The 12,804-nt window shown below is 34.6% G+C and carries 11 protein-coding genes; 5 read left to right on the top strand and 6 right to left on the bottom strand.

The window, feature by feature from the left end:
- Positions 1–27 precede the first annotated feature (27 nt).
- The 4 genes from ACFS3A_RS24010 to ACFS3A_RS23995 all read right to left on the bottom strand — a co-directional run bounded on the left by ACFS3A_RS24010 (position 28) and on the right by ACFS3A_RS23995 (position 3,561).
- Positions 28–879, bottom strand: coding sequence for a thymidylate synthase (locus ACFS3A_RS24010; RefSeq protein ID WP_379828095.1), 852 nt, complete (start codon positions 877–879; stop codon positions 28–30).
- Between the two features lie 109 nt (positions 880–988).
- Positions 989–1,612 (bottom strand): bifunctional nuclease domain-containing protein, encoded by a 624-nt coding sequence (locus ACFS3A_RS24005; RefSeq protein ID WP_379828094.1) that lies wholly within the window; start codon positions 1,610–1,612, stop codon positions 989–991.
- A 164-nt stretch (positions 1,613–1,776) separates the two neighbouring features.
- Positions 1,777–2,745: an electron transfer flavoprotein subunit alpha/FixB family protein gene (locus ACFS3A_RS24000; protein ID WP_379828093.1), complete on the bottom strand. Its 969-nt coding sequence runs from the start codon at positions 2,743–2,745 to the stop codon at positions 1,777–1,779.
- Positions 2,746–2,814: 69 nt separating this feature from the next.
- Positions 2,815–3,561, bottom strand: a complete 747-nt coding sequence (locus tag ACFS3A_RS23995; protein WP_379828092.1) for an electron transfer flavoprotein subunit beta/FixA family protein — start codon at positions 3,559–3,561, stop codon at positions 2,815–2,817.
- A 501-nt stretch (positions 3,562–4,062) separates the two neighbouring features.
- Here ACFS3A_RS23995 and ACFS3A_RS23990 point away from each other — a divergent pair.
- The 5 genes from ACFS3A_RS23990 (at position 4,063) to ACFS3A_RS23970 (ending at position 11,843) form a co-directional block, all read left to right on the top strand.
- Positions 4,063–5,040: a pyruvate dehydrogenase complex E1 component subunit beta gene (locus ACFS3A_RS23990; RefSeq protein WP_008466560.1), complete on the top strand. Its 978-nt coding sequence runs from the start codon at positions 4,063–4,065 to the stop codon at positions 5,038–5,040.
- 70 nt (positions 5,041–5,110) lie between these two features.
- Positions 5,111–7,612 carry a DUF5686 family protein gene (locus ACFS3A_RS23985; protein WP_379828091.1) on the top strand — a complete coding sequence of 834 codons (2,502 nt, stop codon included), beginning with the start codon at positions 5,111–5,113 and terminating at the stop codon, positions 7,610–7,612.
- Between the two features lie 27 nt (positions 7,613–7,639).
- The gene (gene dapF / locus ACFS3A_RS23980) at positions 7,640–8,506 is read left to right on the top strand and encodes a diaminopimelate epimerase (protein WP_379828090.1); all 867 of its coding nucleotides are present in this window, start codon (positions 7,640–7,642) and stop codon (positions 8,504–8,506) included.
- Between the two features lie 146 nt (positions 8,507–8,652).
- On the top strand, positions 8,653–9,183 hold the full coding sequence (locus ACFS3A_RS23975) for an inorganic diphosphatase (protein ID WP_091493871.1): 531 nt from the start codon (positions 8,653–8,655) through the stop codon (positions 9,181–9,183).
- A gap of 113 nt (positions 9,184–9,296) precedes the next feature.
- Positions 9,297–11,843 (top strand): sodium-translocating pyrophosphatase, encoded by a 2,547-nt coding sequence (locus ACFS3A_RS23970; protein WP_379828089.1) that lies wholly within the window; start codon positions 9,297–9,299, stop codon positions 11,841–11,843.
- An 89-nt stretch (positions 11,844–11,932) separates the two neighbouring features.
- Here the strand turns inward: ACFS3A_RS23970 and ACFS3A_RS23965 are convergent, their stop codons facing one another.
- Positions 11,933–12,301 carry a helix-turn-helix domain-containing protein gene (locus ACFS3A_RS23965; RefSeq protein WP_379828088.1) on the bottom strand — a complete coding sequence of 123 codons (369 nt, stop codon included), beginning with the start codon at positions 12,299–12,301 and terminating at the stop codon, positions 11,933–11,935.
- Between the two features lies 1 nt (position 12,302).
- Positions 12,303–12,599: a type II toxin-antitoxin system HigB family toxin gene (locus ACFS3A_RS23960; protein ID WP_379828087.1), complete on the bottom strand. Its 297-nt coding sequence runs from the start codon at positions 12,597–12,599 to the stop codon at positions 12,303–12,305.
- Between the last annotated feature and the right edge of the window lie 205 nt (positions 12,600–12,804).

Below are 12,804 nucleotides of genomic sequence, written 5' to 3'. Positions count from 1 at the left end.
CTTGAAATTTTCAGCGATTTTTGTTTTTTATACAGCAACACTTCCTTTTATTGCAGGATGCGGATCGTAGTCTATTAAAGTGAAATCATCATAATCAAAATCAAAAATGTTTTTAATCTCAGGATTCAAAATCATTTTTGGTAATGGTTTTGGTTCACGGGTTAATTGCAGTTCTAATTGTTCAAAATGATTATTGTAAATGTGTGCGTCGCCAAAAGTGTGGATAAATTCACCTGGCTCCAGATCGCAAACCTGAGCGATCATCATTGTAAATAATGCATAAGAAGCAATATTAAAAGGAACTCCTAAAAAGATATCCGCACTTCTTTGGTATAACTGGCAGGATAATTTTCCTTTGGTTTCTCCTTTTTCTAAATCAGGTGCCGCTACATAAAACTGAAAAAAGGCGTGGCATGGAGGTAAAGCAGCTTTATTATTTGCTACATTTTCCTCAAAAGATTTTTTCGTATCCGGCAGAACCGAAGGGTTCCATGCAGAAACCAACATTCTTCGGCTGTTAGGATTTGTTTTTAATTCGGTAATTAATTCCGAAATCTGATCAATTTCTTCACTGTTCCAGTTACGCCACTGATGTCCGTAAACAGGTCCTAGATCTCCATTAGAATCAGCCCATTCATCCCAGATTTTTACTCCGTTTTCTTTTAGGTATTTAATGTTAGTATCTCCTTTTAAAAACCAAAGCAATTCGTAAATGATCGATTTTAAATGAAGTTTTTTTGTTGTAACCATTGGAAAACCTTCACTTAAATCAAAACGCATCTGATAACCAAAAACACTTTTTGTTCCGGTTCCTGTACGATCTCCTTTTTGATTGCCGTTTTCTAAAACGTGTTTTACTAAATCTAAGTATTGCTTCATTATCGCTATAGGCTTTAGGCTTTGAGCTTTAGTTTTTTTTCTAAATGCTTTCGGCTTGTTTTTTTATGTTTTCGTGTTAAGCTTATTGCTTAAAGCTTACTGCCTTAAATTATCTTCTTGAGATTTCGTCTCTAATTTTGGCTGCTTTTTCATAATCTTCCTGAGAAACCGCCTGATCTAAAAGATCATTAAGTTCTTGTAGAGTGTGTTTTGAATAAACATCTCCGGATTGATTGGTTTCTTCTTCATGTCCAAAAGTTTCAGGATTAGAAAGCACATCGTCAATTTCCTGAGATCCCTGATCAGAATCAGCAGTGTTTGATTTTAAATAAATTCCGGCTTTATCCAGAATATTTTTGTAGGTAAAAATCGGAGCATTGAAACGTAACGCTAAAGCAATAGCATCAGATGTTCGGGCATCAATAATTTCTTCGATTTTATCTCTTTCGCAGATTAAACTTGAATAAAAAACACCGTCGACAAGCTTATGAATAATGACTTGTTTTACTACGATATCAAATCTTTCTGCGAAGTTTTTAAATAAATCGTGCGTTAACGGACGAGGTGGTTTTATTTCTTTTTCTAAGGCAATAGCTATTGACTGGGCTTCAAAAGCACCAATAACAATAGGTAGTTTTCTTTCACCATCAACTTCATTCAGAATTAGGGCATAAGCGCCATTTTGAGTTTGGCTGTATGAAATTCCTTTTATAGATAATTTTACTAGACTCATATATGTTTGTAAAAAAGGCACTTAGCGCCTCATCTTATTGCTTTTTTTGATTGAAAAATAAAGCTGCAATTTTAATCAAAAAATATGGAACAAAAAAGCTGCCTTAAAACAAAGATACGATTATCTTGTTTTTAGGCAGCTATATTTTAAGAGAGAATTTTAATTTAAGAATGCTGAGCTTTAAAAGCTTTTAGTTTCTCTGTTAATTGCGGTACAATTTCGAAAGCATCACCAACAATTCCGTAATCAGCTACTTTAAAGAAAGGAGCTTCAGGATCGTTATTGATTACCACTTTTACTTTTGATGAGTTAATACCTGCAATGTGCTGAATAGCTCCGGAAATACCTACAGCGATGTATAAATTAGTAGCAACTGGTTTACCTGTTTGTCCAACGTGTTCGCTGTGAGGTCTCCATCCTAAATCTGAAACTGGTTTAGAACATGCTGTTGCTGCGCCTAAAACTTCAGCTAAATTTTCAATTAATCCCCAGTTTTCCGGACCTTTTAATCCACGTCCGCCAGAAACTACGATATCAGCATCAGCGATAGAAACTTTTCCAGAAACTTTTTCAACAGAGTCTACTTTAATTCCGAAATCATTTTCTCCAAGTGTTGGATTAAAATCTTCTGCAGCCGCCGCTCCTGTACTTTCGAAAATTCCGTAAGAGTTTTTAGCTAAACCAAGAACTTTCACATCAGTATCGATTTGTGTGATGTTGAATGCTTTGTTTGAGAAAGCATTTCTTTTTACCTGAAAAGGAGAAGTGCTGACTGGTAATCCCACAACATTTGAAGCGAAACCAGCATTTAAAGCTACTGCTACTAATGATGAAAGATAAATACTGTCTGTTGTAGAAGAAAGTAAAACTACTTTTGTTCCTTCTTTTTCAGCAGCTTGTTTGATTACATCGGCATAAGCTTTAGCTGTAAAACCAGCCAATTTATCGTTGTTTATTTTTAGAACTTTGTCCACTCCGTATTTGCCTAATTCGCTAACGTCGCTAATGTTTACAGTTAAAGCTGTAACTGTTGTCCCTAATGATTCTGCTACTTTCTTAGCGTAAGAAGCCAATTCGAAAGCAACTTTTTTAAATTTTCCTTCTGCAGATTCTGCATATATTAATATTGACATGATTTTTTTGTTTAGAGGGTTTCAAGTTTCAGGTTTCAAGTTTGAAAACTGAAAACTAAAAACTGATTACTAGATTACTTTTGCTTCGTTGTGTAATAAATTGATTAACTCATCTAAATTATCAGCAGAAACTAGTTTCACTGCTGATTTTGGAGCTGGTTTTTCAAATTTTACCGCTTTTGTGTTTACAGGGGCATCAACTGGCTCAAGAATAGTTAAAGCTTTAGTTCTTGCAGTCATGATTCCTCTCATGTTCGGGATACGTAAATCTTTTTCTTCTACAAGACCTTTTTGAGCACCAATAATTAATGGAAGAGTAGTACTTACAGTTTCTTTTCCACCGTCAATTTCGCGAACTGCTTTTACGTTGTTCCCGTCAACAGTTAAACTTGTACAAGAGTTTAAGAAGTTAGAACCTAAAATACCAGCAACCATTCCAGGAACCATTCCTCCGTTGTAATCTAAAGATTCTTTACCGGCAATCACTAAATCGTAACCTCCGTTTTTAATTACTTCTGCTAATTGTTTCGCAACAAAGAATCCGTCAGTTGGATTTGCGTTTACACGAATTGCTTCGTTAGCACCAATTGCCAATGCTTTACGCAATGTTGGTTCAGTATCAGGACCTCCAACGTTTACTACGGTTACATTTGCGCCTTGCTGTTCCTGGAACCAGATAGCACGTGTAAGACCAAATTCGTCGTTAGGATTAATTACATATTGTACGCCGGCTGTATCAAATTCTGAATCGCCGTTAGTAAAGTTAATTTTAGAAGTAGTATCAGGCACATGGCTGATGCAAACTAGTATTTTCATAAGTATATATTTTGAATTTATAATATGCTTTTACAAATTTAGAATTTAATTTGGAATAATTATACTATGCATGCATAATATTTTTTAAAACTATTACGATTTCGCAGATTATGCGATTTCAAGTGATTTTCATCGGAATCTAAAATTAAAAAAATACTCATTTTGCCTGATTGTTAGGAATTTTGCAATATTTGAGTTCTAATAGAGAAGTTAAATATTGTATAAAAAATACTATTTTTTTATTTTTTACGTTTTTATGATTGAATTTCGAAGAAACAAGAATTAAACAAATCAATTAAAGTTTGTCTAAAAAATATTTTGGATGAAATAAGTGTCGATTATACGTTATTATATCGATTTCGTAAATATCACAATAAGTATAAAAAAGTTAAAACCTAAAGATCTAAAGAAGTTCGTACGATTTTAAATTCAATTTATGCTTTTAAGTTATTTAAAATATTTATTTTTGCTCTTCAGAAAATTCAACATACAATATAAAATATGAGAACAATACAATTTAGAGAGGCCATTTGTGAAGCGATGAGCGAAGAAATGCGTCGCGATGAATCCATATATTTAATGGGAGAAGAAGTTGCAGAATACAATGGAGCCTACAAAGCTTCAAAAGGAATGCTTGCTGAGTTTGGTGAAAAAAGAGTAATTGATACTCCAATTGCTGAGCTTGGTTTTTCAGGAATTGCAGTAGGTTCTGCAATGAACGGAAACCGCCCAATTGTAGAATATATGACATTCAACTTCTGTTTAGTTGGTATTGATCAAATTATAAATAACGCTGCTAAAATGCGTCAAATGACTGGTGGACAATTTAATGTGCCTATCGTTTTCCGCGGACCAACAGCTTCTGCTGGTCAATTAGGAGCTACGCACTCACAAGCTTTAGAAAACTGGTTTGCAAATACTCCAGGTCTTAAAGTTGTTGTTCCTTCAACTCCTTACGATGCAAAAGGATTATTAAAATCTGCTATCCGTGATAACGATCCAGTTATTTTCATGGAATCTGAGCAGATGTACGGAGACAAAGGTGAAGTGCCAGACGGAGAATACACAATTCCTCTAGGTGTTGCTGATGTTAAACGTGAAGGTACTGATGTAACTATTGTTTCTTTCGGAAAAATAATCAAAGAAGCTTTTATCGCTGCTGATGAATTAGCAAAAGAAGGAATCTCTTGTGAGATTATCGATTTAAGAACGGTTCGTCCAATGGATAAAGATGCAATCTTAAAATCGGTTAAAAAAACAAACCGTTTAGTAATTCTGGAAGAAGCTTGGCCAGTTGCCAGTCTTTCTTCTGAAATCTCTTATATCGTTCAGGAACAGGCATTCGATTTCCTTGATGCGCCAATTCAACGTATTACAACTGCAGATACTCCGGCACCATATTCTCCGGTATTGTTAAAAGACTGGTTGCCAAACGCTGGTGATGTAGTAAAAGCAGTTAAAAAAGTATTATACAAATAATACATATTTAAAATACTCACAAAACTTCATCATTCATAGTTAATTGATGAAGTTTTTTTTTGCCCGGACAATGAAAAAAATAATTTTACTCAGCCTATTTTTTGTATTCGCATTTGCGGCTATTGCTACTGCACAAACGAAAGTGAGTGGAATTGTTTTGGACAAGTCTAATCAGCCGATACCTTTTGCAAATGTTGTGTTTAAGGGCTCTAATACCGGAATCGTTTCTAATGAAGACGGACGTTTTTATTTAGAATCGCCTAATACTTACACAGCATTATTAGTTACTTCGGCAGGATTTTCAGATAAAGAAGTGCCGCTGGAAAAAGCAGTCAATTATAACTTTAAAATTATTTTAGGCGAAGCCGAAGCATTGAATGAGGTTGTAATTTACACAGGAAAAACGTCCAAAAAGAACAATCCGGCGCTGGATATTTTGAGGAAAATTTGGGAAAGAAAACGTAAAAACGGACTTTACCAATTCAATCAATATCAAATGCAGAAGTATGAAAAAGTGGAGTTTGACATGAACACAATTGATAGTGCCTTCATGAAAAACAAACTTTTTAAAGGAATGGAGTTTGTCTTCAATCATGTCGATACTTCTGATGTTACGGGGAAAACCTATTTGCCTATTTTTATAAACGAATCAGTTTATGATGTTTATGGGGATAATAAATTAAAGAAGGTAAAAGAAAATCTTACCGGAAATAAAATGTCTGGTTTTAACGGAAACCAGCAGATTTTAGCTTTCGTAAAAGACCTTTATTCTGATTATAATATTTACGATAATCACCTTAAATTTTTTGATAAAAGTTTTACCAGTCCGCTTTCAAGAACCGGAATTGACGTTTATAATTATGTCTTAAAAGACAGTGCTTATATCGATAAAAAATGGTGTTTCAATATTGTTTTTTATCCAAGACGTAAAAACGAATTAACTTTTAAAGGAGATTTCTGGGTTAATGATACGACTTTTGCAATCAAGAAAATTAATATGGGCGTTACCAAAAGTGCCAATATTAACTGGGTAAAAGATATTTATATCGAACAGGAATTTGAAGTAGAAAATGACTCGATTTTCCTTTTGACCCGTGATTATATGATGTCTGATTTTGCTTTGAATAAAAAAGAAAAATCAAAAGGAGTTTATGGAAAACGAACGACCTTATATCGAAACCATACCTTCAATATTCAAAAACCTGAAAAATTTTATAAAGAGGAAGTCAATTTCATAGACAATGCGGTCTATGATCGACCGCCTGAATTCTGGGAAGAAAATCGTTTTGAAAAATTAAATAAAGATGAAGCGGGTATTTATAAAATGCTCGATACACTGCAGACGGTCAAGCGATTTAAGCAATTGTATAGTCTCGTCTCCATTTTAGGAAGTGGTTACGTCGAATTTAAGAACTTCGATTATGGACCTATTTATTCGACTTTCGGTTATAACGAAGTGGAAGGTTTAAGGTTAAGAGTAGGAGGAAGAACCTATTTTGGGCCAAACGATCCTTGGCGTATACAGGCTTATACAGCTTATGGATTTGACGATAATAAATTCAAATACGGACTTTCTGGTAAATGGATGGTGGATAAGAAAAACCGTGTCATTATTTCCGGAGGAAACAGGCGTGATATTGAACAAATTGGAGCCAGTTTAACGACTACAAATGATATTCTCGGACGAAGTTTTGCCTCTTCGGCTTTGTTTACAACAGGAAGTAACGGTAAATTGACCAACATCAATTTGAGTAATGTCTCTGTTGAGATGGAACCTAAGAAGAATTTTATTGTTTCTGCAGGATTCTCGTATCGAACATTAGAATCGGCTTCAAAGACTTTTAGTTTAGATTATTATACCACTTTACCAACTACCGCAGACCCAATGGGAGTTATCAAAAGTGATGTAAAACAAACGGAAGCGAATATTCAGTTTGAATATATGCCAAACCGAAAAACAATTGGTTATGGTGTAGAAAGAGATTTAGTTGACAGTCCGTTTAGTCATTTCTTTGTAAATTTCAGCTATGGACTTAAAGGAGTTTTAGATAGTGATTTTGCTTATGAGAAAATACAAATTTTCTATAAACAGCCTATTATAATTGGACCGTTAGGAAGATCTAATATTATTTTGGAAACAGGAAAAACGTTTGGTACTATTCCGTTAGGATTAATGAGTGTAATTCCAGGGAACCAGACTTATTTTACGATTGAAAATACGTTTAGCAACCTGAATTTCTACGAATTTGTAACCGATCAATATACTACTCTGCAATGGAATCATGATTTTGGTGGAAGATTGTTTGCCAGAATTCCATTTATGAGAAAGTTAAACTGGAGAGAGTTTATTGGAGTTAGAGCTGTTCACGGTACAATTTCTGATGCCAATCGTGCTATAAACGCTTCGGGATTACCATATAACGCTCCTGAAAAAGTATATTGGGAATATAATGCAGGAATTGGAAATATCTTTAAAGTTTTCCGACTTGACTTTTCTTGGAGAGGAAATTATCTAGATATGCCAGATGCTCATAAATTTGCTATAAAAGGATCTTTTGGGTTCTATTTCTAGTCAGATTAATAAAATATAATGAAACAAATGAACAAGAATTTCTTTGTAAAAACTCACGGATTAGGAAATGAATATATAGTGCTGGACAGCCAAAATATTACATTTGAACTAACTCAAAAAGCCATAACAAGAATTTGCAACGTAAATTTTGGAATAGGTTCTGATGGTATTCTTTTATTAGTTAATTCAGACCGTGCAGATATTGGTTTACAGATCTTTAATCCGGACGGCTCTGAAGCAGAGAAAAGTGGAAACGGATTACGTATATTCTGTAAATATGTTTTTGATTATGGTATAATAACTAAAAACGAATTTACTGTTGAAACAAAAGGCGGAATCGTAAAAGCGACAATTGAAGAAGCGGTGAACAACAAAGCGAAAATTATAACTGTGGATATGGGACAGGCAATTTTTGAATCTAAATTGATCCCTACAAAGTTTGAAACTCCGGAAGTTGATAACGTTACGATTGAGGCAAATGGTAAATCTTTTGATGTAAACTGTGTTTCCGTTGGAAATCCGCATTGTGTTATTCTGAAAGAAGATTTAAGTATTGATGAAATCAAACAATTTGGTCCGTTTTTAGAAAACCATGAAATGTTTCCGAATCGAATCAATGTACAGTTTGCCAAAGTCATTAACCGAAATGAAGTAGAAGTATTGATTTGGGAAAGGGGAGCCGGATTTACCCTTGCGTCAGGAAGCTCGTCCTGTGCAGTGGCAAGTGTAATGAAGAAGAAAGGTTTAGTAGATGAAAACATCACAATTAAAATGCAGGGAGGAACATTAAAAATTAAAGTTGATCCTGATTTTAATATCAGAATGACAGGAGAAGTTAGAGAAATTTGCTCTGGTATTTTGAGCGAAGAATTGATAGAAGACGCTAATTTGTAAAACCTTTTATTAACTCTCTGTTAGATAACATAGAAAGTGCATTAAATTATGAATAAACTTCATAGATTAATGCACTTTTTTCATTGTAAAAAGGGATTCTTTAGTTACTTTTGCAACCGAAATTATAGAAACATTAAAAAACGAAAATGACCGCAGACAAATTAACGACTTTCGATGTATTAATCGAAATACCAAGAGGAAGCAGAAATAAATACGAGTACGATTTTGAAATTAAAAGAATGCGTTTCGACAGAATGTTATTCTCTTCAATGATGTACCCAGCTGATTACGGATTTATTCCGGAAACTTTAGCTTTAGACGGAGATCCTCTTGACGTATTAGTTTTGGTAAACGAGCCAACTTTCCCTGGGTGTGTTATGGAAGTTAAGCCAATCGGAGTTTTCCATATGGCAGATGACAAAGGACCAGATGAGAAAATTATTTGTGTACCAGTTTCAGATCCAATTTGGAATTCATTAACTGACTTATCAGATATCAACCCTCACTTAGTAAAAGAAATCGAACACTTCTTCCAGGTTTACAAAGATCTTGAAAATAAAAAAGTTGATGTTGAAGGATGGGGAGACGTAAAAGAAGCATTCGATATTATTGCTGAATGTACTAAGCGTTTTAACGATATTGAAAATAAACCAGAGGGATTATTTAGTATTAAATAATTTAAGTACTCATAATATATAAAAAAAGCAATACTGCCGTCAGGAGTATTGCTTTTTTGTTTAAATTCGTTTTAGTTAGATTGTTGACTATTAACCAAAACCATTACTATATTATGAATGCATTTATGATTTACCTGCCAATTGTCATGGCAGTTTTAGGATTACTTTTCATGGGAATAAAAAGGAGTTGGGTTTTAAAACAAGACGCCGGAGACGGTAAGATGAAAGAGATTTCAGATTACATCTACGAAGGAGCCTTAGCCTTCCTCAAAGCAGAATATAAGCTGTTAACAATATTTGTAATAATCGCGAGTTTAGCCTTAGCAGGAATTACTTTTATCCCCGGAGTTAAAACACATTTATTAATCGTAATTGCCTTTATTTTTGGTGCCCTGTTTTCAGCCTATGCTGGAAATATAGGGATGAAAATAGCAACAAAAACAAACGTTAGAACTACTCAGGCTGCACGTACCAGTTTACCTCAGGCTTTAAAGGTATCTTTTGGAGGAGGAACGGTAATGGGATTAGGCGTTGCAGGGCTGGCAGTTTTAGGATTGACAGCTTTTTTTATCCTCTTTTTCAATTTATTTTCTGATGGAGTCTGGAAAGATACCGATACAATGACCGTTGTGTTGGAGACTTTGGCAGGATTTTCATTAGGAGCTGAATCAATTGCATTGTTTGCTCGTGTTGGAGGTGGAATTTACACTAAAGCTGCCGATGTTGGCGCTGACTTAGTAGGTAAAGTTGAAGCAGGAATTCCGGAAGATGATCCGCGTAATCCGGCAACAATTGCAGATAACGTGGGAGATAATGTGGGCGACGTTGCAGGTATGGGAGCCGATTTATTTGGTTCTTATGTGGCAACAGTTTTAGCGGCGATGGTTCTTGGAAACTATGTTATAAAAGATATGGGCGGAAGTATCAATGACGCTTTTGGCGGTATTGGTCCAATCTTACTTCCAATGGCAATTGCCGGTTTCGGAATCTTATTTTCTATTATCGGAACGTTGTTAGTGAAAATTTCAGATGATAATGCAAGAGAAGCTCAGGTTCAGAAAGCATTAAATATAGGAAACTGGGTTTCTATTGTTTTAACTGCTGTGGCATGTTTCTTTTTAGTACAATATATGCTTCCGGAAACTATGCAAATGAGCTTTTTTGGAGAAGGATCTAAAGCCATTTCATCAATGCGAGTTTTCTACGCAACTTTAGTAGGATTAGTGGTTGGAGGAGCTATTTCTTCAGTAACAGAATATTATACAGGATTAGGTACAAAACCAGTTTTGGCAATTGTACAAAAATCATCGACTGGTGCAGGAACAAATGTAATCGCGGGTTTAGCAACAGGAATGATTTCTACTTTTCCAACGGTATTATTATTCGCTGTGGCTATTTGGATTTCTTATGCTTTAGCAGGATTTTATGGAGTGGCGCTGGCGGCTTCTGCAATGATGGCTACAACAGCAATGCAATTAGCAATCGATGCTTTCGGACCAATTTCAGACAACGCTGGTGGAATCGCCGAAATGAGTGAATTACCAAAAGAAGTTCGTACCAGAACCGATATTTTAGATTCTGTTGGAAATACTACTGCTGCAACTGGAAAAGGATTTGCTATTGCATCTGCAGCCCTAACATCATTGGCTTTATTTGCAGCTTATGTAACCTTTACAGGAATAGACGGAATTAATATTTTCAAAGCGCCAGTTTTAGCCATGCTATTTGTCGGTGGAATGATTCCTGTTGTTTTCTCTGCTTTAGCAATGAATTCTGTTGGAAAAGCAGCAATGGATATGGTTTACGAAGTACGTCGTCAATTCAAAGAAATTGCAGGAATTATGGAAGGAACTGCAAAACCGGAATATGGAAAATGTGTTGAAATTTCTACAAAAGCCGCTTTACGCGAAATGATGCTTCCAGGAATTTTAACCATCGGATTTCCAATTTTAATTGTACTTATTGGCAAATTAGTTTACTCAGACAACAATCAGTTAATTGCTGAAATGCTGGGAGGATATATGGCTGGAGTTACAGTTTCGGGGGTTCTTTGGGCAGTTTTCCAAAACAATGCCGGAGGAGCTTGGGATAATGCCAAAAAATCTTTCGAAGCAGGAGTTATGATTAATGGAGAAATGACATACAAAGGTTCAGATGCGCACAAAGCAGCAGTAACCGGAGATACAGTTGGAGATCCGTTTAAAGACACTTCAGGTCCATCTATGAATATCTTAATTAAATTAACTTGTTTGATTGGATTGGTAATTGCGCCAATTTTAGGAGAAGGACATGGGGCGTCTGATATTGCAGGAAAAGCTTCTTGTTGTACAAAAACAGAAATGCATGCCGGAATTTCGAAATGTGGCGACATGTCCGGAATGACAAAAGAAGAGTGCATTAAAATGTGTAAGGAAAAAGGCTGTTCTCCGGAAGAAACAGCAAAATGTTTAGCACATTTTGATGAAAATGGAAAACCGTACAAAAAAACAGACTGTTTTGATACTAGTAAATATGAGAAAAAATCTGTTCGTGTTGAAGTTAAAAACATAAATGGTAAAACGACCGGAACTGTCACAAAAACGGAAAACGGTAAAACAACAACTGAAGTTTACGAAGGAACAGAAGAAGAAGTTCAGGCAAAAATTAATGCTGCGGAATAGAAATAATAGAATTGTAATTATAGTGACAGTTTTCTAAAGCCTGTTAGAATATCAAAAGAAAAAGCCTCTAAAATATTAGAGGCTTTTTTTTATTGGTTCAAAATATATTCTTTAATCAAGGTTGAGGCTGGAATATGAAGTTTTTCATTTAGAACTCTAATCTGCTTTATTGTCAAAGCTCTTTTCCTGTTAAATAATTCAGACACTCTTGAACGACTATTAATCATAATACCTAAATCAGCGTCAGTAAGTCCATTTTGTTCCATCATAAATTTAATAGCTTCAATAGGATCGGGTTCAGGAATCGGATAATGAATTTCTTCATATTTTTCTATTAATGTAACTAGAATGTCCAGCTCATCTCCTTCAGAAGTATCAGGTTTGGCATCAAAAAGAGAATTAACTCTTTCCAACGCTAAACTATAGTCTTGTTCTGTTTTTATTGGTTTTATATTCATGTTACATGTTTTTTATGTCTGTTAAATCATCATATTCACTATGAGTTCCCACAAAAAGTATATATATAATCTGAGTTTCGTAATTAACTTTTACAATTAAACGATAATGGTTCCCGCAAATATTGAAAACTACTTTATTATTGCCAACAAAATCCGCGGTTCCAAAAAGTGATTTTATTGTATTTGAATTAGTAAAATTATTTTTAGCAAATACTTGGTACCAGGCTATTAATTGTTGTTTTGAATTTGGGTATCGTTCCCAAAAATTCTGCAACGTTCTTTTTGCTATTATTCTCATAATATAATTTTGCAAATATAAATAATTTTCCCAAAACGGGAAATTGTTTTTTTTAATGAATCCAAAAGTAAGTAAATATTGAGTCGTCCTGAAATAGGTTGACAGGTTTCACAATATTAATTAAAACCAGTAAAGTTCTCTTTGCTGGTTTTTTGATATACAAAATTAGGTGTTTTCATTTTCAAGCTTAAATGCGGCCTTTTTT

The sequence above is a fragment of the Flavobacterium notoginsengisoli genome, assembly GCF_042686225.1.
Taxonomy (GTDB): domain Bacteria; phylum Bacteroidota; class Bacteroidia; order Flavobacteriales; family Flavobacteriaceae; genus Flavobacterium; species Flavobacterium notoginsengisoli.
Note: the sequence above shows the minus strand (reverse complement) of the source record. Positions and strands in the feature narration are given on the sequence as shown.